Here is a 23689-nt window from a genome sequence, read left to right as displayed (position 1 = left end):
GGGTCGTGAATATCGGATCGTTGGCCCGGGCATGGCAGCCTGCCATGCCCGGGTATCTGCTTCAGAAGTTGAATCCCAGCGTGAGGCCATAGGTCCGCGGTTCGCCGAACAGGGCGAAAGCCACGCGACTGTCCCGCTGGGAAAAGACGTGAGTCCGGTACTCGGTATTCGAGAGGTTCTTGCCCCAGATGCTCACTTCGAGATGCCCATCGGCGGTCGTGAACGCCAGCGATGCATCGACAAGGTCATAGCCGGGTATCACGGTGATCGGATTGTTGTCGGCGTCGTAATAGCTGAGGCTCTGATATTTGTAGTTCGCACGGACCGCGATCTTCTCGCCACCGGCCAGGCGATAGGTATATCCTGCATAGGCACTGGCCGTATATTCCGGCGCTTGCCGCAGGCGGTTGTTCGTGAAGGCGCCGGTCACGATCGTCGACGGCGTGCCGGTGAACTCGGTGTAGCGCGCATCGAGATAGGCAAAGGTGCCACCGATCTCGACGCCGCTGAGCGGGCTTGCCGCCGCTTCCAGCTCGACGCCCTTGATGCTGGCTTTGCCCGCATTCTCGGTGATGAACTGGCCGAAGGTCGTGCCGACCGGCTGGAAGAAGCGGGTCACCTGGAGGTTGCGATAGTCGGTATAGAAGGCCGCGACGTTCAGCCGGAGCCGGCGATCGAACAGCTCGCTCTTGACGCCCACTTCGTAGTTGGTCGCCTTCTCCGGCCCGAACGGCTTTGTCGCGACCGCGGCGGTCGATGCCGTGCCGGTGAAGCCGCCGCTCTTGAAGCCAGTGGACACGCTCGCATAGGTCAGCAGGCGCGGCGCGAGCTCATAGTCCGCGATGACCTTCCAGCTGAAGTTCGACCAGCTCGCCTTGGCCGAAACCTGCGGATAGGCCTGCAGGAGAAGGGGAAGGCCCGACACGATTCGCGCCTCGGAGGTGATCTCCTTCCGCTCGTACGAATAGCGCCCACCCGCCGTGATCTTCAGCTTGTCGATCGGCCGATAGGATGCCTGGGCATAGCCGGCATAAGCGAAGCCGTCATTGGACTGGTATGAATTCGATATGCTCGGCAGGCGATCGGCCCGGCCCAGTGACGGAAAGTTGAAGCCTTCGATCCTGAAATTCTTTTCCTTGGTCAGGAAAATACCGGCGATCCAGTCGAAGCTCTCTCCCGACGGCGACGTCAGCCGCACTTCCTGGGTATATTGGCGCGGCCGTTCGTTGACGGCATCGGTGATCTTGAAGGTAAAGCCGTTCGTCGCGGGGGAGAGCAGGACGTTGTTCGGGTTCCCGGATGCGCCGGTAAGGTCGGTGAAGACGCGCGATGCGGGCAGCCCCGAGGAATCTTCCAAATAGTTGTAGCTCGTGCGGCGATAGCTGCTGATCGAACTCAGGGTTGCGAATTCGAACTGATAGGCAAGCTGCACGTTCACACCGAAGATGTTGCGTTTGGTATAGCCTTCGACATCGGCAAGCGTCGTAAAGGGGCTGCCGGCGCCGCCGAAAGCCGCGTTGACCGCGACGGGATCCGAGGCGCAACCGCAATTGTGCAGCGGACCCCGGCTGCCCACCGGCTCGCGGTTGGTCGCACCGTTATCGTCATGCGCGCCATCGATGGTGACGCTGGCGCTGAACCGCTCGGTCGGCTCCCAGCGGAGCGTTCCGCGATAGCTGATCGATTCGGTCTCGCCCCAGCGCTGGCCGTAAAAGGGGCTGCCGACCAGCACGTTGCGCAGATAGCCGTCATTGGAGCGGTAACTGACGGCGATCTTACCGAAGAGATTGTCGGTGATCGGGCCACTCACCAGGCCGGCGGCATCCATCCTCCCGTAGTTGCCGAGCTTGATGCGGGCCTTGAATCGTGGGGTCGAACTCGGCTGCAGCGTCACGAAATTCACCGAGCCGCCGATGGAATTCTTGCCGTAGAGCGTGCCCTGCGGCCCGCGCAGCACCTCGACGCGCTCGAGGTCGAACAGGTCGAACACCTGGGCTGACCGTGCGGCGATATAGACGCCGTCGACCGAGACGACGGTCGAATCGCTGGCGCCCGGGCCGTCTTCCTTGGTGCCGACGCCGCGGATCGCGATTTCCGGCTGGCCCGCCGCGAACGCGGCAAAGCTCAGCCCGGGCGTACGGTTGGCGATTCCGGAGAGATCCGAAATATTGTCGCGCGTCAGCGTGTCGCCGGAAATCGCAGTGATCGCGGCGGGTACATTCTGGAGCGCTTCCTCGCGCCGATTGGCCGTCACGACGATGTCGGCAAGTCGGCCGTCAGCCGGTGTTCCGTCCGATGTTTGAGGTGCGACGCCGGTTGCTGTCGCTTGCGGCTCTGCAGATTGGGCCGCGGCCACAGGCGCCCATAACCCCAGCACCAATGCCGTCGTCGCGCAAAGCTTGCCTTTGGTCATCTTACTCTCCCCCGATCCTGGATAAACGCCTGCTAATTAACAGTCCGACCGGTCAGTCATATTATCATGAAGTGAGATGCGCAATAGATGACCGAACGGTTGGTCAATTTTTGGTGGTATATTTGTGGCGGCGATACCGTGGCGCGTCGCAGGCGGGCGACGGCTCGTGAGAACGATAGGATGCAGGGTGAACCGAGGCCGTTTGGCGATGGCGCCTTGCTCAAGCCTGATCCGGTCAAGCCCGATGGCGACGCGCGCCGATTAAGAAGTTATATTCGTGCCGCCGCATATAACAGCCATGGGCGCGGCATTCGAATTTTGGGAGAGCGACCGTGTACGAGATCAGCGTTGATCGATCGCTTCGACTTGTCCGGGTAAGGATCGTTGGCTTGCTCGACGCCGATCAAGCGGCCCAATATGAACAAGAACTCAAATTGCATATATTGAGCCTGAGTGGCCATGCGCGGGAATTTGACCTTCTTGTCGACTTGCGTGAAGCACAGGTTATTTCCCAGCAGGATACGAAGCGACTGCAGGATCGCATGCAATGGCATATCGATCAGGGGCTTCGCCGATCGGCGCATATCATCACCAGCGTGCTTCTGCAGATCCAGACCCGGCGTCTCGCGCCGGATACGCGCTTCAATTACTTCCTGACGGAGGAAGATGCCATGGCCTGGCTGGGCGAGTGATGCATATCCCGCACTGCGGCTGCGCGGTCCATTGGGACGCATCCCGAAGGTTGCGATCGGGCAAGATCATTCGGCGACCGCAGCCCTGGCCGTGATGGCAAATGTCACCGCGACGCCGGCCGGGATCTGGTCGGTTGCCGCCCATTCCCCCCGACCGACGCCGAATATGGTCCGGTTCACCGTGAACGCCCCTTGCGCCACGGCCGTGCTCCCCTTGATCCTGACCGTGAAGGGCACTTCGATATTGTGGCGGATGCCACGCAAGTCGAGCATGCCGGCAGCAACATAGCTTTGTGCTCCGGTCGACCGGATACGCGTGCTGCGGAACACCCCGGACGGATGGGTCGCGGTGTCGAACCAATCCGCGGTTGGCAGCGCCGCGTCGCGCTGGCTATCCCCGGTGGAAGCCGATGCAAGGTCGATGCGGACCATCAGACTCGATTGGTCCAGGGCATCCGGCGAAAACACGATGTCCGATGTCCAGCGGGAAAACTCTCCGGCAATCGGGGCATCGGCCCATGTCGTGGCAAAGCGCAACGTGCCGTTCCGCACGATCCAGCGCACCGGCCCGGCATCCGCTTTTGTCGGCGACGCTATCGGCGTGACGGTCGCGGCGGGGGAGGTCGTCGTCGCTGGCGGGGCCGCACTGATTGCGGGCGTCGGAACGGCTCGAACCACGGCCTGCTCGTCACTATGCCGATGGTCACCTGCTCCAGCGACGAGAGTGCAACCGAGCAACATGGCGGCCAGCGCCAATGCCAGGGCGATCCATAGCCGAGATTCCCTCCAGCCAGGCGCAGCCCCCGGCGCCATGCGGGCGAATACCCGGTCGCGGTCGAGAAGCTGGTGCTTCAACACGGCGCCGAGGTGCAGCACGAGCATGACGAGCGTTACATAGACAAGCAATGAGTGGCCGCCGTCACCGACAGCGTTCCAACCCGCCTTCACCTCCGGCGACAGCGCGGCCAGCCCGGGAATGGCCGGCCATGGCACCGCGCCGAACAGCCGGGTCGGGATCGGCAGCCGGCTTGTCGAGACCATGATCCATCCGGTCAGGGGCAGGCCGATCATGATGGCATAGAGCCCCGAGTGGACGAGGCGCGACGCCAGACGCTGCCAGCGCGGCAGCGCTTCCTCGGGCGGGGCCGGGCGAACGAGCCGCCACGCGACACGCGCCAGGCTGAGCAGCAATATCGATATCCCGATCGATTTGTGCAGTTGAAAGGCGGCGTATCGAGCAGGCCCTTCCGCAACGCGGTGGAGCTGCCATCCCAGGGCGATCTGGCCGAGAATGGCCAGCGCGATGATCCAGTGGAGTGCAATGGCAACGCCACTATAGGTCGCGGGGCGCGCTGATATCGTGGCGGCCGGGGCAGTCGCGGCGCCAGGCTTCGCCGCGGAAACGACGTCCGCATCCTGAATGGTCATGTGGTTTCCTCGCGAGCAGAGGCGAGGCCCCGCCGAGGGAGCCTCGCGCCGGCCCAAAGCTGAGTCACTGCTTTCTGAATTCGGTCTCGATCACGAGTTGCACCTCGTCTCCGATCAGCGGCACATATTTGGTGACACCGAAGTCGGACCGCTTGATCGTCGTGGTGGCCGAGAACCCCGCCTTGGTTTCGCCGGCCGGCACGCCCTTGCCGGTGCCGTTGAAGAGGACGTCGAGGGTGACTGGTTTCGTCACTCCGTGAAACGTCAGGTCGCCCGTCACTTTTCCCGTACGCCCATCGCCGATGTCGATCGAGGTCGAGGTGAAGGTCATCGTCGGGAAGCGCCCCCCATCGAGCCAGTCGGCGCCGAGCAGTTCGGTGTTGAAGGCCTTGCCGAAACTGTCGCCGCCCGTTGCGGTGTCGATCGACCGGGCATCCACCGTGACGGAGAGTTTGGTCGCATCGAGCTTGGCCGGATCATAGTCGAAGCGCGCATCCAGGCCGGTGAATCGCAGGGTATAGAAGGAGAAGCCCTGATGCTTGATCCTCGCGACCAGGCTGGCATGGTGCTGGTCGAGCACATAGCTTCCCGTCGGAATCGCCGGTGCGGGTGTACCCGGCACTGTTGCGGCGACGGTGAGCAGCCCCGTGGCCATGATGGTGGCGGCCCCGATGAACGCAGTGAATGAACGCATTGCCAAACCTTCCTGTGCTTTGGCCTGCCTGATCCGCGGCAGGGTTGCGGCTGTGTTGCGGTGCCGGGCCGTGCCGCTCGCGCCGGTTGAATGGAACGGGCGGGCGCGGCGCATCGGCTGTCGATGCCGAGACCTATGGTTGAGCGGTGAGCCCGGCGGCCTCGATTCCGGCGAGCGCGCAGATTTCGTCATTGTCGGACGTGTCGCCGGTGACGCCCACCGCGCCTATCGGCCCGCCGTCCGGGCCGATGACGATGACGCCGCCCGCAGCGGGTATGATACCGGCCGGGGCGATCACGCCGAGCGACCCGATAAAGGTCGGACGCTCCGCCGCCATGTCGCCGATCTTGCGGGAGGACATGCCGAGCGCGAGGGCACCGGCCGCCTTGCCGATCGCGATCTGGGGGCGGAGCGTCGACGCGCGGTCGGCCCGCTGGAAGGAAATCAGGTGACCGCCGGCATCGAGCACCGCGATGCTGAGGGGCTTCAGCCCGAGTTCGCCGCCCTTGCGCATCGCGGCATCGATGATCCGTGTCGCGAGATCGAGTGAGATATTCGTCATGCAATTCCTATGGGTTGGGGCCGATGCCTGGAGGATCCGGAAACCGGCCGACGCCTCGGTTTCCGGAACGTTCCTCAATCGCCGAACGCGATCTTGACCGTCACCCCGGCGGTTCGGGGATCCGACACCAGGCCGATGCGCGAGGTCTGTTTGTTGAAATCGGGCAACGCGCCGCCGCCGCGATAATAGACCGCGTCGGTGAGATTGCGCACCCAACCCGCGATATTCCAGCGGCCATTGGGCGAGGTCCAGCCGATCCTGGCGTTGACGACGGCATAGGCATTGGAGCGCAAGGTCAGTTCGTTGGAAAGAGTGTCGCCTTTGAACGTCGCATCGACGCTGAACTTGATGTTCGACCCACCGGAAAGATCGACGACATAATCGGCCCCCGCCGTCGCTGAATAGACGGGGGTGCTGGTCATCCGCTTGCCGTTCAGATCCAGCGTCACGAAAGGCGGACCGCCCTGGATCGTGGGATCGAACGTCTCGATGAAATAGTCCTTGTACTCGGCATCGAGCAGCGACAGCCCGCCGCTCAGAGTGAGCGCTGACGAGGGCCGCGCGGTGACCTCGACCTCAAGACCCTTGATCCGCGCATCGGCGGCGTTCTCGGTGATGATCAGCCCCTGCGCATTGACTCCGCTGACCTGCAGATCCTTGAACTTGATGAAGAAGGCGGCTGCGTTGATGCGTAGCCGGCGATCGAACAGGTCCGTCTTGATGCCGAGTTCATAATTGTCGGCGACTTCGGGTGCGAAGGGCGTGAGATCCGCCGGTGTGCCGGCCTGGCCGTTGAAGCCGCCGCTCTTGAACCCGCGCGCATAGCTCGCATAGGCATGGATGTCGGCGCTCGGCTCATATTCGAGCACGACCTTCGGCGTGAGCTTGTTGAAGGTCTTGGCGTTGGACGCGGTGAAGGGACCGTCCGGCTGGAACAGCGCATAGGGGTCGCCCCCCGGCGTGTTCGCCACCGATGACGCGTCGAGGGTGAAGGCCTTGTTCTCGCTGGTGTAGCGCAGCCCCACCGTAAGCCCGAGCTTCTCGGTGATGTCGTATTTCGCCTGACCGAAAGCGGCATAGCTGTCGGTATTCAGATGCTGCAGGAAGCTTGCCGTGCTGTCCTGGGCGTCGGGCGAACCGGGACCGACCAAGCCGTCATCAGGATTGTCGGGATCGCCCGGCTGGCTCGAAGGGATTCGGCCGGTGAGATAGATGGATTGATTGCGCCAACCCTGTTCGTGGAACCAGTAGAGGCCACCCGACCAGTGCAGCCGTCCCCCGGCCGACAGCGGGCCGTCGTCATCCGAAACGAAGCGCAATTCCTGGCTGGTCGCCCAGGTGCGCTGCCGGGCAAAGAAGTCGTTGATCTGCGCCGCGGTGCGGTCGACATCCTCGAAATTATAGCTGCGCTCCTTCCGGTACGAACTCAGGAACGAAATCGTGCCCGCATCGGCCTTGTAGTCGGCGCGGAACAGCCCGCCCCATTGGCGAATACCCTGCCCGCCGTTCATGTTGCTTCGGCCGCTGCGGATATCGATTTCCTGCGTGGGATAAGGTCCTGCGAAGAAGTCCTTGAGGATGAAAGGCAGGCCCGGCGTGTCGACGATGACGCTTTTGAGAACCCCGTCCTGCGTGATGTCGGAATAATCGCCGATCAGGTTGATTTCGAGCTTTTCACTGGGCGTGAACCGGAGCGAACCCCTGAGCGCCTGGACGTCCTGGCCGTTCGCGCGCTCTCCGGTGGTCAGGTTTCGATAGGCGCCGTCGGTATGCAGCGAATAGCCGGCGATCCTTCCGGACAACAGGCCATCGATCAGCGGTGCCCCCACCGCTGCTTCGAACTGGCGTCGTCCAAGGCTGCCGACTTCAGCCGAGACCTGCCCATCGAGCTTGTCGGTCGGCTTGCGGGTGATGACGTTGATGACCCCGCCCACGGCATTCTTGCCGTACAGCGTGCCCTGTGGTCCGCGCAGCACCTCGACGCGCTCGATATCGAACAGCGCCGCGTTCGCCTCGCTCGGCTGGGCGAGATAGGCGTCGTTGATGTTCACCGCGACGCCGGAGTCGGTCGTCAGATCCTCGTTCGACCGACCGATGCCGCGGATCGTATATTCCTCGTTGTTGATCTGCTCGGCGTAGATCTGCAGGCTTGGCGTGACCTCGGAGAGGCCCTCCACGCTCACGATCCCCTGTTCGGCCAGGGCCGTCCCGGTGAATGCCGAGATCGCGATGGGCGTATCCTGCACCGAACTCGAGCGACGCTCCGCCGTCACGACGATGTCGGCGATTCCCCCATCATGGTCAGCAGGCTGGGCCTCGGCGGGCGGTGTCGTCGGCTGGGCCTGCGCGAAGGCCGCAACCGGCATCAGGCATGAAGTCGACCCCAGCAACAATGCCGTTCTGAGTCGTGTCGCCGTTTTGAATGTCGTCATTTTCTCGTCTCCCGGGTTTGTCGTTGCCCTGTCGCCCCCTTGCAGACCGATCGTCTTCGGGGATCTGGGCCAGGCCGGTCTTCCGCCGGCCTGTCATTGAATCGCGCTATCGGAGCCGCGACTGAATCGTCTTGAGCGCGATGACCGCGCATCGTTCGTCGGCCGCACTCGGCTCGGCGCCGCTGACGCCGATCGCACCGATCAGCTCGCCCTTGACGAGGATCGGCAGGCCTCCCGCAAAGCTCAGGAAATTGCTGTCGCCGGTGATGCGCGCCCGAACCGCAGGATCCGTCCTGGTGAGCGCGCCGACTGCGGAAGTCGGCATCCTGAACGTCAGGGCCGTCCAGGCCTTCCGAAAGCCGGTATAGGCATGATAGCCGGTGGTCCCGTCTGGAATGTAGTAGAGCTTCGGCATGCCGGCGGAATCGATGATGCTCACGCCGACCTTCGAGCCCTTGCAGGCGGCGACAGCGGCCTTGGCCGCGACGAGCGCCAGGTCCATCGAAGGGCCCCTTGCATAGGGCGCCCGTTGCGGCGGCGGCCCGCGCGGCCCGTCGGGTAGCGGAAGTCCGTCATTGGGCCGGCCGAAGTCGAGCGGGAAACCCGAGGTACGACGCGCATCCGCCTGGGCATCGCCGGCTGTCGCCGTGGTGACAACGAATAGGGCGGAAATCACCAGTGCCGTTTTCACCGTCCCCTCCCATCCGCTTCGTTGCCGAGATATTCCGCGGGTCAGGGCGGACTCTCACATTGTAGAGCGATGATAGGCGCGGTTGATCCATTGCCTCCAATTCAGAATGAAGGGGAGATTGATGGTCATTGGGTATCAAAGAAGATCGGGCGTTACGTGCCGATCGCCTGGCCGGCGAGCACATCGTCATCCGGCGCGGCAAGGTTGTGCGGATCGAGCTTCCAGGTCTTTACCGAGGCGAGCAGCATGTGCCGGAAGCTTGCGATGAGCGGACTCGGCTCCCCTGCCCGGCTGACCAGCCAGACATCCGTCACCGCATCGCCGTCGATCAGCGGCTTGAACTGGACATTGTCGATCTTCACCCGCTGCAATTCCGACGGCACGACGGCGATCCCCAGCCCCGTGGCCGCGAGGCATACGATGGCGGAGGAGTCGAATACCTCCTGCACGACATTGGGCGAGAAGCCGCGCTTTGCGCAAAGCTCCCGAATCAGGTCGTAGATGCCGATGCCCGATTTGGACGGGTAGAACAGGAAAGGCTCGTCGCGCAGATCGGCGATCTTCAGCTTTGGCAGCTTGCACAGCGGATTGTCGACGTGCATCGCAACGACCAGCCGGTCGCGGATCAGCCGCGTATAGGAGATGTCGGCGGGCTGGTGATCGCTTCTCCCGCGCATGATGCCGATATCGAGTTCGCGGGATTGCAGGGCCGCGATCTGATTGGCCGACGTCGTGTCGCGCAATGTCACCTGCACCTTGGGATATTTCAGGCGGAACGCGCAGACCATGCTCGGGAAGAAGGACAGCAGGGAGGAGGCGGAGGTGAAGCCGATCCGCAGTTGCCCGGCTTCGCCGGCAACCAGATCCCGCACGTCGCTCAGGCTCAGATCGACGCGCTCGAGGATGGCGCCGGCATGACTTCGAAACGCCACGCCGATCTCGGTGAGTTCGACCCGCCGCTGGGTCCGATGAAAGAGTAGGGCGCCGATCTCCCGTTCGAGCGTCTGGATCGCGACCGAGAGCGGTGCCTGCGTGATCGCCAGCCGCTCCGCGGCGCGCCGGAAGTGCAGTTCCTCGGCAAGGACAGTGAAATAGCGCAGCTGCCGCAGGTTCATTGATATTGGCTTCCAATCAATCGCTAAGGCCAATTGAATTAGCACGCAACAAAGGCTTGCGGCAATCTGGCGATGGAGGGTGCACGCGCCTTGGTGGGCCCGTGTGCGACAGGATCGGCGCTTCACGCCGACGCCGCGACGATCGCTCGCGCTTCCGCGAAGTGGGAGGATAGAAGGGCGTGGTTCGTTACAATCCGCAGCATGGGGGGCAGCCGATCAGGTCGGTGATCGAGCGGCTCGCCGCCGGCGATCCCGTCGTACAGCTCGGCATCCGCAACGCGCGCACCGCCGAGATCGTGCGGATGGCGAGCGGTGCCGGATATGATCTGGTCTGGGTGGACCTCGAGCATAGCAGCATGTCGGTCGATTGCGCTGCGCAGATCGCCGCGGCGGCGACCGACCTGGGCATGATCTCCTGGGTCCGCGTGCCGGAGCGCGAATATGGGGTGATCGGGCGGCTGCTCGATTGCGGTGCGAACGGGATCATATCCCCCAAGATCGAAACGGCGGAGGGCGCCCGGGATGCCGTCGCCGCCTGCCGCTTTCCGCCGCTCGGGCAGCGTTCGGCGATCGCGATCCTGCCGCAATATGGCTATGCGAAGCTGCCCGCATCGGACCTCACCCGGCGGGCGAACGAGGATGTGGTCCTCCAGGTGCTGCTGGAATCGCGCAAGGGCATCGACAATGTGGACGAGATCGCCGCGGTCGAGGGCGTCGACATCATCGGCATCGGCACCAATGATCTGACCGCCGATTATGGGTGCCCGGGCGAGGTTAGACGGCCCGAGATCATGGATGCGTGCCGTGCAGTCGCACAGGCGGCCCGCCGCCACGGCAAGATCGCCGTGATCGGCGGCGTCGGCGATGCGGACCATTGGCACGAGCTGCTCGACATGGGGTTTGCCCCGCTCGTGTTCGCCGGGATCGACACCGACATGATCGCAGCTGCGCTCGCCCAGCGTGCCGCCGACTGGCGCGCGCGCTTCGCGCGCTGACGCGGCCTATTTTCCCTGGAAGGATTGACGATGCCCGGAATGCCCAATGAAGTCTGTACGCCTTGCCGGCCGGCCGATACGCTGGAACGGCCAGTCTTCGAGGTTCCCGCCGGCGCATGCGACGCCCACACTCATGTGTTCGAATCGCGCGACGTGTATCCCAGTATCCCGGAACCGAACTACACGCTGCCGGACGGCAAGCTGGACCATTATCTGCGCCTGATGCCGGTGATCGGCATCGACAATTTCGTGATCGTCCAGCCCTCCTTCTACGGCACCGACAATACCTGTCTCCTCGACGCGCTGTCAGCCGCAGCCGATCTGGCGCGCGGCGTCGTCATGGTCGAGCCCAACATTTCGACAGCCGAGCTGGAGCGCTTCCATGCAAAGGGAGTCCGCGGCGTCCGGCTCGACCTGTTCAAGCGCGCGGCACTGCCCCGCGACGAGATCAAGGACTATATCGCCGCGATGGCGGCGAAGGTGGGGCCGCTCGGCTGGCACCTGCAATTCTACACGCCGGGCGCGATCATCCGCGACCTTATCGATTTCCTTGCCGGCCTCGAGATCCAGTTCGTCATCGACCATATGGGCTATATGCTCGAGAAGGACGGGCTGAACGGCACCGACTTCGACCGGATGCTCGACCTGCTGCGCGAGGGCAATGGCTGGCTGAAGCTCAGCGGACCCTATAGGCTTGCCCGGCATTCAAGCGTGGAAGCGGTCGACGCCATCGCCAAGGCGATCGTGGCGGCTGCACCGCACAAGGTGCTGTGGGGGTCCGACTGGCCCCATATTCCGGACGGCGACCGCGACACCGGAGAGTTGCTCAACATGCTCGCCGACTGGGCGCCGGATCCGACGATCCGCAAGCTCATCCTGGTGGACAATCCGCGCAAGCTGTTCGATTTCGCCTGACCAACCCGCCCGGCCGGGGCGCGACGGCCGGCAACGCACATAATATCCGGGAGAGACGATCATGTCGGCACAGGTGGACACGGCCATAGACGGCCCACCCCAAAGGGACATTTCGGTGCGGGTCACCGTGATCTGCTTCCTCATCGTCATGATCGATGGATATGACGCGCTCATGGTCGGGTTCATCGCCCCCCTCATCGCGAAAGGATGGGGCCTCGCGCCCCATGATATCGGCAGCCTCTTCGCGGCCTGTTATGTCGGCGCCATTATCGGCGCGGTCGGCATGGGTCCGATGGCGGACCGGGTCGGCCGCCGGCCGATGCTGATCAGCGCTCTCGCGCTCGCCACGGTCGCCACGGCGCTGTGCGCGACGGCTGACTCGTTCGGCATGCTCATGCTGTACCGCTTCATCGCCGGCATCGCGCTGGGCGGCGCCTTGCCCGCGGTCAGCTCGCTGACCGCCGAACATGCCCGTCCGGCGAAACGCAGCGGGACCGTCACCCTCATGTATATCGGCTATCCGACCGGCGCGGTGGTCGGCGGCGCGGTCACGGCCGGAATGTTGCATCATGGCTGGCCGGCGATCTTCATGGCGACCGCTATGGCCTGCGCCTTCGCCCTCGCCATCGCCTTCCTGCTGCCCGAGACCTACCGGCCGCGCGGTACCCGGGTCCGCCAGCCTTTGCTGCAGCGGTTGACCTCGACCTTTACCGAACAATTCGCCGAGGGCCGGTTATGGCCGGCGCTGGCGCTGTGGCTCGGCCTGTTCTGCCTGATGATGCTGGTCTATTTCCTGGTGAGCTGGTCGCCGAGCATCCTTGTCGCGAGCGGTGCGACGCCCGGTGTCGCGGCGCTCGCCGGGGTCGCGCTCAATCTCGGCGGCATCGCCGGGGCTCTGGGCATCGCGCCGGTGATCAATCGTTTCGGCCCATACCGACCGGTCGCGACGATGGTGGGAATCGGGACGCTCGCGGTCGCCGCGCTCGGCCTCAACCTGCACTCGACACTGGCTACCATGACGCTCTTGTTCCTGGCGGGCGTCGCCGTGATGGGCGGCCAGCTGAACTTTCCCGCCATGACCGTCGAGCTCTATCCGCAACATGTCCGCGGCGCCGGCGCCGGCTGGACGGTGGGCATGGGCCGGGTTGGATCGATCGTGGGCCCGCTGCTCGGCGGGGTTCTGATCGGTGCCGGGTTCGGATCCGGCGTCCTGTTCCTGTTCGCCGCCATTCCCGCACTGGTCGCCTGCGTCGCGCTGTTCGCCGCGTCGCGCCTGAGCGCGAATGCGCACCGCCGGAATCCCGGCTAGGTTGGATTGGCCTTCAGCGACGAGTGTCGCACGTCGATTCAAATTAACGGCGAGCCATGGCAGGGCGGGATCGGACGGCGCTCTCGCTGGGCGCCGTTCCGCTCTTTCTCAGCTTGAAGATGCCGGACGATCAGCGCTGGCTGTTTTTCCGGCAGAACAGCCAACATGCTGGCTGTTAGCTGGCTGTTATTCGATAACAGCCAGCATGGCTGCAAACGCTTGAAACCAGGCCGTAAATCCCGACCCGAAATCCAACATAACAGCCAGCAAAAAATTATCAGCCAGGAACAGCCAGCACGTCGCCCATATTTGTCGGACGCGTCTCATGCCGCGAACCGCCGGCAGTTGAATATGGATGCGCTCTAGGGGTTCCGGCGCTCGTCGATCCGGGCCGCGCTCAGGGTCAGGACGAGAAGGAAGGCGAACACCATCACGGCGCTGGTGATCGAGAAACTGGTGGCGATGGCATGACGATAGGCGGCGATCGTCGCGTCGCTGACGGCGGGGCCCAGGGCGTCGATATGAGCGATGTCCCGGGGCCCGCCGCCCACGTCGCGTCCGAGATGCGCTGCCATCGCGCTGCCCGAGATCGCGACCCCGATCACGCCGCCAAGCGAACGGACAAACCCCATGGTCGAGGTGGCCGCACCGAGATGAGCGCGCGGAACCGCATTCTGGATGAGGACCGTCGCATTGGGCATGCCCATACCCATACCGAAGCCGAGCACGCCCAGAGCCAACAGAAACGCCGGGATGCCGGCTCCCGACCAGGCAAGGATGGCAAAACCGACCATGGCCGCTGCCTCGCATCCGACGCCAAGCACCATGAAGGGTTTCACCAGCCCGGAGCGAGAGGCGAGCTGGCCGCCAATCACGGAGGTGATGATCATCACCACGATCTGCGGCAGAATCATCAGCCCGGCACGCGCAGGATCGAGGCCGAGGACCAGCTGGAAGTATAAAGGCATGAAGACCATCGTGCCCGTCATCGCGAACGTCATGCATCCGGCAATCGTCACGCCGGTGGCGAAACTCCGGATCCGGAACATCGAGAGGTTCATCAGCGGCTCGGCGGCCCGGGTTTCCTGGAGCAGGAACAGCGTCGCCAGGCAGAAGGATGTCAAGATCAGCCCGATGGCGGCGGGCGAAGTCCAGGGCATGACCGATCCGCCCCAGGTGAGGGCGAGGAGCGCTGGCACGGTTGCTCCGGTGAGGAGCGCCGCGCCGAGAAAGTCGACACGGTGGGACGTGACGGGCGGTTTGTGATGGAGGCCGATGGCGATGAGCGTCAGCGCCACGGCACCGACGGGAATATTGACGTAAAAGACCCAACGCCAGGACAAGGTGGTGGTCAGCACGCCGCCGATGAGCGGCCCCGCGACGTTGCTGATCGCGATCGCGCCAGTGAAAAGCCCCTGGTACCGGCCCCGCTCGCGAGGCCCGACAAGGTCGCCGATCGTCGTTTGAGTCAATGTCACGAGGCCGCCCGCGCCGAGCCCCTGAAGGCCGCGGAACAGGATCATCTGCAACATTGTCTGCGCGGTGCCGCACAGCGCCGACGCCAGCAGGAAAATGGAGATGCTCACGAGCAGCAGCAGGCGCCGGCCGTACATGTCGCTCAGCTTGCCATAGATGGGAGTCGATACCGTCGAGGCCAGCATGAAGGCCGTCACGATCCAGGAAATATGGGTCAGCCCGCCCAGATCGCTGCTCATGCGGGGCAGCGCGGTGTTGACGATGCTCTGGTCGAGCGAGGCAAGGATCAGGACCATCATCAGCGCTGCGAACACCAGGCGCAACCCGCCTGCGTCAGCGGGCGCGAGCGGCACCGTGCCTGCGCGTGCCGGGGAAGCGGCTATGGTCTCTGGACTGTCCATCATCTTTCTCATGTCAGCCCCGGCGCGAAACGAGTGCGGCGCGCCCCGGCCCGCCACGTCGCTACCCCTAATGGCGTTTCGTGAGGCGGGGATAGACCGTGTTGGTGAAGCCCGGAACGACCACCTTCTCAGGCTGATTGTCATGCTCCATCAGCTGGTCGGTGATGTAATGGGCCGACGCATTGGCAAGCTGCTGGCGCGGATCCTCCATCACGAAACGCAGGAGGGTGATGAAGGCGCGCCGATCCTCGGGCGACTTCACGCGTGGCAATTCCCCCAGGACCTGGGTCGCCGGGTCGACGACCGGGGCGGCGTCGATCATCGGCCGGTAAGCGGGATAATCGGCATACATGGCGCGTCCCATTTCCACTGTCGCCCGGGTGCTGAACCAGATCTTGCGGAACTCGGCTTCGACCGCGGCACAGCTTTCCGGCGTTGCCAGGTCGGAAGGGTTCAGGCTCGGCGCGTGGGGCGCGATATAGACGCGCTCGGGCGGCAATCGCTCGCCCGATGCCTTGTGAAGGACATAGCATTGGGAATTGGACTGCCAGGTCAGGCCCGCCGTCTGTCTCCCAGCGCGCCCGCTGAAGATCACCATCAGCCGGCTCCAGTCGATATCCTGCGCGCGCAACCACCGCGTCACACGGAAGCCGGAATCAAGGAACACCAGCGCGAACGTGGCCGCCATCATGTCGTTCATCGGCACCGGCACGGATTCGGATCCGACGGGGTCCAGGAAATGCTCGCGCAGATAGGGAAAGGTGAAGCGCGACGGATCGGCAAAGCCCTTCCTCATGAAATCGAGCGTCACGTCGCAGCTATAATCCACCAGGTCGGTGATCTTCTCCTCGCGGCCTTGCCAGGCCTCGACGGCGACCGTGTCGCGCCAATAGGATAAGGAATTGAACGCCCGGACGCGCTCGGTCTGCTCGATGAGACGGTGTCCATCCTCTTCCCATTCGGGAAAGCCGAGCTCCTTGAGGCGAATCAGGAACGGCACCGCGACACCGAGATGCGAGACCGCGGTGAGCTCAACAAAGCCCCGCATCGAGGTGCGGAAACTCTCCCGCAACGGCGCCTGGCCATTGCCCGGGAAGATCACGAAATCGCTTCCGGTGACCACGAGCAACGGGTCGTTCGCCGAGAGCTTGCCCGAAAAGGCGTTCACATGCGCCCCGATGCTGTCGGACGCGCCGGTGAAGACATCGTAGAGCCGCTGGAATTCGGGATCGGGTTTATAGGTCAATCTGTCGACTTTCGATGGATCGGTATCAGAGATGGAGACGATAGATGATGCTGTCCTGCCGAAAGCGGACATCGGGGGTCAGGCTGTTGGAGACTGCCAGATAGCGCTCTCCATCCGCAACGAACGCGTTCGCATCGGTACCGCCGAAGGTCGGGAATTCGCCCGCGACAACGAAGGCGCCGTCCTGCCAGCGATAGATCTGCGACAGGAGGTCGGTTTTGGGATCGGCGGGCGTCCCAAGGATGAAGCAGATCCGGACGAGATAGAGATCGTCCTCCGTGCGGATCAGCTCGAACTCCCGGCCACCTGCCCCGCCGAGCACCTGCTGTTCGACGAACGCTGCCCCATCCCAGCGGTGGAGTGTCGTGTCGCCCTGGATCGCGGCATGGACCAGATAGAAACGCCCGTCCTGCTCGAAGGTCGTGAAGGCCCGGCCGGCCTGTTCGGAAAAATTCTGGAACGGGGCGAAGCTTGAACCGTCCCAGCGGTACACCAGCGACGGACTCGTATGATCGGCATAAGCGAGGAAACGCTGGCCATCGATCTCGAAGAAATGCCAGTTATAGCCCCATTTGCCGTCGAGCACCTGGAACTGCTCGAACCGGTCCCCCCTGAATTCCAGAATGCAGGATTCCCGGGGATGAGTTGGCTGGGCGTGCGGCAATGTCACGCCCTGCGCCAGACCCAGGAAATCCCGGCCGTCGAAGGCGAAGTGATAGAGCTGCTTTCCGGCGAAGCTGGGAATGGCCTGGAACGGGACCCAGGCCCCGTCTTCGCGGCGATAGAGGTTCGCGAACGCATTCATGTCATAGGGGCCGCTGCCTGTCCTGACGGATGCCGTGCCGAGAAAGAGCTGATCCCCGATCGTGAAGAGAAGAACGTCCTCCCCGGCAGGCGTGAACAGGCGCTCATGTTCCTGGAACCGGCCATTCTCCCAGCGATAGATGATCGCGTCGATATCGCTGTTGCCGCCATTCATATGGGCGTCCTGGCCGGGCACATCCTCACTGAGCTGCGGGACGGCGAGCAACAGATCGCCCTCGAGTTCGAACGGCAGCGCGGTGCGGGCGCCCGAGGTCGGCAGGCGCTGATGTTCGGAAAGCAGCCCTCCCGCGATCCTCGCTTCACCGTCCGCTACGTCAGTCGGCGCCAGACTCTCGATGCTCATCCGCTGTCCTCCCCGGGAACCCTTTCGCGACGGACGCCGCCACGTGGCCTGTCCGTCGTGCGAGAGTCCCTCCCGTCATTATCGCACGTCATAAGACGCCCGATCCCTTTTTCGCGCCAATTCAAAAACGATGCCCGATTGATCGCGAAAGGCGATCAAGAAATTGCCGGGTCGTTGATTGTGGTTTGGCAATCAATGCAGTCGTTATTTTGAATTGGCGGCAATGACCCGGCCGCTCCTAGTTTCAACGATAGGATAGAACCGGCGTGGCGCTCGGGGGATGTGCGGGTCACGCTGGCATCGGGACTATTCGGCACCTGCCGATACGAAATTTTCGCAAAAACAGCCCGCCGGCAAGGCGGCCATGAACGACAAAACAAGCATATCGAGGGGAGAGGAAAATGACTAACTTCAAGGGAATTTCCCGCCGCGCAGTCGCGCTATTGCTCGGATCGGCGGCGCTCCTGGCGCCTGCCACAGCCTATGCGCAGGCCCAGTCAGCCGCCGCCGCGCAAGCCGATGATGGCCAGGCAGAGACTGGCGTGCGGGATATCATCGTGACCGCACAGCGCCGGGAGGAATCGCTCCAGCGCACGCCGCTCGCGGTGACCGCTCTCGGCACGAACGACCTGCGCGAAAAGAACATCACGTCGCTCGCCGATCTTGGCCGGGCCGTACCCAATCTCGCGATCAGCAGCGCGGGCTATACCGCGCCGACCAATGCCCTGCCCGTCATCTATATTCGCGGCATCGGCCAGCAGGATCCCTCGATCTATTCGGACCCGGGCGTTCCGGTCTATGCGGACGGGGTCTATGTGGCACGGGCGGCGGGCGGCGCGATCGACCTGCCGGATATCGCGCGGGTCGAGGTGCTGCGCGGTCCACAGGGCACGCTGTTCGGCAAGAACGCCGTCGGCGGCACGGTCAATCTGGTCACCCGCACGCCGGGCGCGTCCCCGGGCACCCGCATCGAATTGTCGGGCGGAAGCTATGACATGGTGCACCTTCGCGGCTATACCGACATCGCCGCGAGCGATCAGCTCGGCTTCACGCTGGCGGCCGACTATCTGCACGAGAACGGCTTTGGCGATCGCCTCGCGGTCGGCACGAACAAATTCCTCGGCCGGCTCGGGGACCGGCGGCATTTCTCGGTCCGCGGGCGCCTGCACTGGACGCCAAGCGATGCACTGTCGATCGATCTCTCGGCCGATTATACGCGGTATCGCGACACCGCGCCGCCGTCCCAGACCCGGGTCTTCCCCGCCAATTTCCTGACTCTCTACAACGCCAATGTGGGAACCCCCGCGTGGAAGCCTTTGACCCAGCAGGTCGCCCGATCCGGCGACTATGACAATTATTCCCTCAATCCCCAGCGCGTGCGGGACGATCTGGGCGGGGCGAGCGCCACCATTGCCTATGATCTTGGCGGCGTGACCTTCAAATCGATCACCGCCTATCGGGAATCGCATGACGCCTTCGCCCGCGACGCGGATTCGGCCCCGGCCGTCTATCTCGAAGTGACGCGGGACATGCGCGCGAAGCAGTTCACGCAGGAGCTTCAGCTGCTGGGCAGCCTGTTCGACGGCAAGGTCGACTTCATCCTGGGCGGCTTCTACCTGCACGACTCATCGTCGCAGTTCGACGTGGCCAGCGTCCTTCCGGGCCTGTATCAGGCCACGCACAACATCCAGACGGACATCTCTCGCACCACGTCCGACCGGCAGACGACGAACAGCTACGCCGCCTTCGGCCAGGCGACGTGGCATATCGCGCAGGGTCTGAACTTCACCGCGGGCCTGCGCTACACCAGCGACGAAAAACACGCCGTCATCACCGCGCAAAGCGCGGAAAGCGGGATCATCTATGTTCCGCCCCAGACCCGGGAAGACAGCTGGAACGCCCTCACGCCGCGCTTCGCGCTCGACTATCAGGTCAGCCGCAACATCCTGGTCTATGCGTCGGCGTCGCGGGGGTTCAAGAGCGGCGGCTTCAACGGCCGCCCGTCGAACATGGCCTCGCTGTCCGCCTTCGATCCGGAAACGGTCTGGTCCTATGAAGCCGGCTTCAAGGCCGATCTGCTCGACCGCCATGTCCGCCTGAACGTCGCCGGCTATATCGCCGACTACAAGAACATCCAGCTGCAGCGCCAGATCCTCGTCGTGGGCACGGGGATCGTCAGCGACATCCGCAACGTGGCCGCCTCCCGGATCAAGGGGGTCGAAGGCGAACTCACCATCCTTCCCGTCCCGGGCCTCGAGCTTGCCGCGTCGGGCGGCTACACCACCGACAAATACACCTCGATCCAGCCGGGCGCGCCGGTGACTGCCGCTGGCGTGATCCCGTACACGCCGGAATGGACCTATTCGCTTTCCGCGCGCTACGCGGTCGACCTGGGCAATAGCGGCAAGGTCACGCCGAGCATCGACTATGCCTATAGGTCAAAGGCGTTCGTGACACCGGACAACGACCCCTCCGGTCTGATCCCCGGCTATGGTTTACTGTCGGCACGGCTTAGCTATGTGCCCCGGGACTCCTTCTGGGAGGTCAGCGCGTTCGTGACCAACCTGGCCGACAAGCGCTATTTCCTGAGCAAAGGCGTCAGCGCCGGCGTCGGCATCGAATATCAGCTGCTCGGTCCGCCGCGGCGCTTCGGCGCCACCTTCGCGGTCCATTTCTGAACCGCACCGCCGTTCGTACAGGCAAGGAGCGAGGCCCATGCATTTTGCTCGAAATGGAATGAGCCTGCTGGCCGCCGCGATAATCGCGGCGGCCGCTCCGGCCCAGGATGCCGGCAACCCCCTCTACGCGCCACGCACACCGGATGAGGCTTTCATCAAGCTGGTCTCGAATTTGGGCGACGACAGGGGATTTTGCGTGGATTTCCCCGGCTTCCCGGCATCCGGCGTGGTTTCCGACTATCGCGAATCGACATGGCCGCTTGGCGTTCATACCTGCAAGACGCGCATCGACCATGCCAATGTGGCGACGATCGACCAGCTGTTCCTTGCCTCTGCGCTGAAGGAAAGGCGCCAACTGCGCTTTTCCCGCCTGAACCGATGCGCCGAAGTGCTGACGTTCAAGAATGTCCGTGCCCCGGGCCATGTTCAGGAAACGGGGATTCGGACCGACGCGCAAATCGTGGCGGCCGATTGCTCGGACAAGGACGAGCAGCGGTTCGAGCTGGACGGGACGGGCCGAATCCACCCCCTGCTCGACCCGGGCAAATGCCTGACCGTCGGCAAGGAAAAGTTCGAAGCCGGCGATCGTACGCCGGGACAGCCCTGGCACCGGCGCGATCTCCAGCTTCGCCGGTGCTCCAGCGGCGATCGCTCCTTTCAGCTGTGGCGGATCGCGCGCGAGACATGAGCGCCTGTCGCGTGCTTCATCGACTCCGCCAACGACTCCAGGAATAATCAATGAGTGACATCGCCCGGATCGCGGGCGATCTCGACGCGCTGGCGGACGTTCAGGCGAGGTTGCTCTCAACGACTGTGCAAATGGCGTGAGTCAGCGCCATCGCGGAGACGAACGCCGCCTCCCTATTCCAGCATTCTCCATCCGGGCTGCCGCGGTGCCGACCGCGCCTTGAGGACTCAGCCCTTCCCTCAATGCACACCCCGTCCGTGACTTTACCGGCAATGTTGTATGACAAATGTTGTCATACAACATTGCTGGTGTTATGAACCGCCTGACACGGTCGACGCCATCCTTGCCGGTGCGACCGAATGAGAGATCAGGAGAGTGGGACAATGATTTCGACACGGTGCCTTTATCTGGCCTCCTGCGCGTCCTTCGCGATTGCCGCGCCTGCCGTGGCGCAGGAGGTGGCGGTGTCGGCAGCGCAGCCGGTCGCAGCACAGACGGCGTCCGAAACGGGCAACGACGGGCTACGCGACATCATCGTCACCGCGACCAAGAGGTCGGAGCGCCTGCAGGACGTGCCGGTATCGGTCACGGCGGTGACGAGCGAGACGCTCGAGCGGCAGAATGTCCGCGAATTACAGGACATCACCAAGCTCGTCCCGGGTCTCACCATCACCTATGGTTCCCAGCCAGGCAATTTCAGCATCAACATGCGCGGCATCGGCACCTTCTCGAACGGGATCGCCGTGGAGTCGGACGTCGCCGTGGTGATCGACGACGTGCCCGTCGGATTCCAGGCCGCGGCGTTCAAGGATCTGATCGATGTCGAGCGGATCGAAGCGCTCAAGGGACCGCAGAGCACCCTGTTCGGGAAAAGCGCGATCGCGGGCGTGCTCAACATCGTCACCAAGGCCCCGAGCACGGATCGCTTCACCGGCCATCTGACCGGCCTGGTCACCGACGACCATGAATGGCGCATCGGCGGGACGATTTCCGGCCCCCTTTCCGACAGTTTGAGCTTTCGCGTGACCGCGGCGCGGAACGTCTATGACGGCACTGTCGAGAACATCACCACCGGCGACAGGCTCAATGGGAGCAGGAGCTTCACCCTGACGGGCAAGTTGCGGTGGCAGCCGACCGACAATTTCTCGCTGATGCTCCAGCCGCGCTACAACGACACCCAGGCGACCTGCTGCGTGAGCCCGATCACGTCGCTGTCGCCTGGCCTATACTATCAGGGCGCGCCGCAGTTGCCGGAATCGCTGGTACTGGCCGGCATCCCGATCAACGACCGGTTCAACGTCAAGGTGCGCAACGACGAACGCGCGGGCGGCGATTCGCGCACCTATGGCGGCACCCTGCGCGCCGACTATACGATCGGCCCCGATGGGCTGCTCGGCGGTTCGACACTCAGCTACATCCTGTCGTTCGATCGCTACCGGATGTTCGATTATCAGGACATCGACGGCACCGATCAGCCGTTCCTGCTCTATTTCCCCGTCGCCGCGCCCTCCGGCATCAACAGCGGCGCGCGCATCCACGGCTATTTCCACGCCAATTCGGTGACTCAGGAACTACGCCTCACGTCGCCGGGCGACCGGCCGTTCCGCTACAATTTCGGGCTATGGTACGCGCACAACAATCTCGACCGCTATCTCGATCGCGGCCCGGTGCTGCAGTTCGTCAAATACCTCGCGGTCAGCCACAACACGAACTATTCCTTCTTCACCGATCTGGCATGGGACGTGGCGCCGAAACTCACCCTGATAGGGGGCTTCCGCCTGAACCGGCAGGATATCGACTACACCTTCAGCAATTACACGGCGGTTCCGGCGGCGTTCACCCTGACGGGGAATAATTCGGACAACGCCATCACCGGAAAGGTCGGCGCGCAATATCATTTCGCCCGCAACAACATGATCTATGCGACCTATTCGACCGGCTACAAGGGCCAGGCCTATGATCTGGTCAGTACCTTCAACGCACGGGTCGCGGCCGGCATGCCGGTGCCGCCGGAGACAGCGCGAAACTATGAGATCGGGACGAAGAACAGCCTGTTCGGCAATCGCCTGTTCCTGAACGGAACGCTGTTCTGGACCGACTATTATGGCTTCCAGACCTCGGTCCAGTCGTTCCTGCCGGACGGCACCTATCTGACCTTCCTCAACTCGATCGGCCATCTGCGCACTCGCGGCGTCGAGGTGGATTTCCTCGCCCGGCCGGTCCGGGGCCTCAGCATCAACGGCTCGGCCGCTTATATGGACGCGAAGATCATCGAGTTCCCGTTCGGCCCCTGTTATGGCGGCCAGACGCTGGCCCAGGGCTGCTTCCTCGATCCGCGCACCACCACCAACCCCGGCCGGGTCCAGAATCTCGCCGGCAAACGCCTCAACAATGCGCCGGAGTTCAAGTTCAACATCGGCGGCGAATATGATTTCCCGCTGGGCGGCACCGGTCTCGGCGGCCTCGTCGCGGTCAATTATCGCTGGCAGGACAGGATCAACTTCTCGCTCAACCAGGATCCGATTACCGTCCAGCCGGCCTATGGCGTGTTCGATGCGTCGCTCGGCCTCACCGGCAATGACGGCAAGTACAAGCTGACGCTCTTCGTCAACAACCTGTTCGACAAGCATTACGGAGTCGGCATCGGCAACACGACCTCGGGCTTCAGTGCGCCGGGGGTGACCGCATCCGGCACCAGCTGGCAGCCCGCACGCGACAGCTTCCGCTATGCCGGCGTCAGGCTCGACGCGGGATTCTGACGCCCGCGCCGATACGGCAGGTGTTCC

The 23689-nt window shown here is 63.7% G+C and carries 17 protein-coding genes; 7 read left to right on the top strand and 10 right to left on the bottom strand.

Annotated features, from left to right (window positions below; genetic code table 11):
- Nucleotides 1–61: 61 nt before the first annotated feature.
- Nucleotides 62–2413, bottom strand: coding sequence for a TonB-dependent receptor (locus AC1RT8_RS10130; protein WP_493075481.1), 2352 nt, complete (start codon nucleotides 2411–2413; stop codon nucleotides 62–64).
- A 332-nt stretch (nucleotides 2414–2745) separates the two neighbouring features.
- Between AC1RT8_RS10130 and AC1RT8_RS10125 the strand changes: the two genes are divergently transcribed.
- Nucleotides 2746–3105: a hypothetical protein gene (locus AC1RT8_RS10125; protein ID WP_493075480.1), complete on the top strand. Its 360-nt coding sequence runs from the start codon at nucleotides 2746–2748 to the stop codon at nucleotides 3103–3105.
- 66 nt (nucleotides 3106–3171) lie between these two features.
- Here AC1RT8_RS10125 and AC1RT8_RS10120 read toward each other — a convergent pair whose 3' ends face one another.
- The 6 genes from AC1RT8_RS10120 to AC1RT8_RS10095 form a co-directional block, all read right to left on the bottom strand.
- Nucleotides 3172–4590, bottom strand: a complete 1419-nt coding sequence (locus AC1RT8_RS10120) for a cytochrome b/b6 domain-containing protein (protein ID WP_493075479.1) — start codon at nucleotides 4588–4590, stop codon at nucleotides 3172–3174.
- Between the two features lie 7 nt (nucleotides 4591–4597).
- The gene (locus AC1RT8_RS10115) at nucleotides 4598–5227 is read right to left on the bottom strand and encodes a YceI family protein (RefSeq protein WP_493075478.1); all 630 of its coding nucleotides are present in this window, start codon (nucleotides 5225–5227) and stop codon (nucleotides 4598–4600) included.
- Nucleotides 5228–5360: 133 nt separating this feature from the next.
- Complete coding sequence (locus AC1RT8_RS10110) at nucleotides 5361–5789, bottom strand: GlcG/HbpS family heme-binding protein (protein WP_493075477.1); 429 nt, start codon at nucleotides 5787–5789, stop codon at nucleotides 5361–5363.
- Nucleotides 5790–5863: 74 nt separating this feature from the next.
- Nucleotides 5864–8221 carry a TonB-dependent receptor gene (locus AC1RT8_RS10105; protein ID WP_493075476.1) on the bottom strand — a complete coding sequence of 786 codons (2358 nt, stop codon included), beginning with the start codon at nucleotides 8219–8221 and terminating at the stop codon, nucleotides 5864–5866.
- Nucleotides 8222–8327: 106 nt separating this feature from the next.
- On the bottom strand, nucleotides 8328–8912 hold the full coding sequence (locus tag AC1RT8_RS10100; RefSeq protein WP_493075475.1) for a GlcG/HbpS family heme-binding protein: 585 nt from the start codon (nucleotides 8910–8912) through the stop codon (nucleotides 8328–8330).
- Nucleotides 8913–9064: 152 nt separating this feature from the next.
- Entirely contained in the window at nucleotides 9065–10027 is a 963-nt protein-coding gene (locus tag AC1RT8_RS10095; protein ID WP_493075474.1) for a LysR substrate-binding domain-containing protein, read from the bottom strand.
- 179 nt (nucleotides 10028–10206) lie between these two features.
- On the opposite strand from AC1RT8_RS10095, the gene AC1RT8_RS10090 reads away from it, so the two are divergent.
- The 3 genes from AC1RT8_RS10090 to AC1RT8_RS10080 all read left to right on the top strand — a co-directional run bounded on the left by AC1RT8_RS10090 (nucleotide 10207) and on the right by AC1RT8_RS10080 (nucleotide 13246).
- The gene (locus AC1RT8_RS10090; RefSeq protein WP_493075473.1) at nucleotides 10207–11022 is read left to right on the top strand and encodes an HpcH/HpaI aldolase family protein; all 816 of its coding nucleotides are present in this window, start codon (nucleotides 10207–10209) and stop codon (nucleotides 11020–11022) included.
- A gap of 30 nt (nucleotides 11023–11052) precedes the next feature.
- On the top strand, nucleotides 11053–11937 hold the full coding sequence (locus AC1RT8_RS10085; protein ID WP_493075472.1) for an amidohydrolase family protein: 885 nt from the start codon (nucleotides 11053–11055) through the stop codon (nucleotides 11935–11937).
- Nucleotides 11938–11998: 61 nt separating this feature from the next.
- Nucleotides 11999–13246 carry an MFS transporter gene (locus AC1RT8_RS10080; RefSeq protein ID WP_493075471.1) on the top strand — a complete coding sequence of 416 codons (1248 nt, stop codon included), beginning with the start codon at nucleotides 11999–12001 and terminating at the stop codon, nucleotides 13244–13246.
- Nucleotides 13247–13608: 362 nt separating this feature from the next.
- Here AC1RT8_RS10080 and AC1RT8_RS10075 read toward each other — a convergent pair whose 3' ends face one another.
- The 3 genes from AC1RT8_RS10075 to AC1RT8_RS10065 all read right to left on the bottom strand — a co-directional run bounded on the left by AC1RT8_RS10075 (nucleotide 13609) and on the right by AC1RT8_RS10065 (nucleotide 17537).
- Nucleotides 13609–15123 (bottom strand): MDR family MFS transporter, encoded by a 1515-nt coding sequence (locus tag AC1RT8_RS10075; protein WP_493075470.1) that lies wholly within the window; start codon nucleotides 15121–15123, stop codon nucleotides 13609–13611.
- Between the two features lie 67 nt (nucleotides 15124–15190).
- On the bottom strand, nucleotides 15191–16369 hold the full coding sequence (locus AC1RT8_RS10070; RefSeq protein WP_493075469.1) for a DUF5624 domain-containing protein: 1179 nt from the start codon (nucleotides 16367–16369) through the stop codon (nucleotides 15191–15193).
- Between the two features lie 25 nt (nucleotides 16370–16394).
- A complete protein-coding gene (locus AC1RT8_RS10065) occupies nucleotides 16395–17537 on the bottom strand; it encodes a hypothetical protein (RefSeq protein WP_493075468.1) in 1143 nt (380 codons plus the stop codon).
- A gap of 401 nt (nucleotides 17538–17938) precedes the next feature.
- Here AC1RT8_RS10065 and AC1RT8_RS10060 point away from each other — a divergent pair, with 401 nt between their 5' ends.
- The 3 genes from AC1RT8_RS10060 to AC1RT8_RS10050 all read left to right on the top strand — a co-directional run bounded on the left by AC1RT8_RS10060 (nucleotide 17939) and on the right by AC1RT8_RS10050 (nucleotide 23662).
- Complete coding sequence (locus tag AC1RT8_RS10060) at nucleotides 17939–20215, top strand: TonB-dependent receptor (protein ID WP_493075466.1); 2277 nt, start codon at nucleotides 17939–17941, stop codon at nucleotides 20213–20215.
- A gap of 37 nt (nucleotides 20216–20252) precedes the next feature.
- A complete protein-coding gene (locus AC1RT8_RS10055; protein WP_493075465.1) occupies nucleotides 20253–20903 on the top strand; it encodes a hypothetical protein in 651 nt (216 codons plus the stop codon).
- 383 nt (nucleotides 20904–21286) lie between these two features.
- Nucleotides 21287–23662 (top strand): TonB-dependent receptor, encoded by a 2376-nt coding sequence (locus tag AC1RT8_RS10050; protein WP_493075464.1) that lies wholly within the window; start codon nucleotides 21287–21289, stop codon nucleotides 23660–23662.
- Nucleotides 23663–23689: the final 27 nt, after the last annotated feature.

The sequence above is a fragment of the Sphingomonas sp. GW821-FHT10F11 genome, from assembly GCF_058809095.1.
This window is presented reverse-complemented; position numbering and strand designations above follow the sequence as displayed.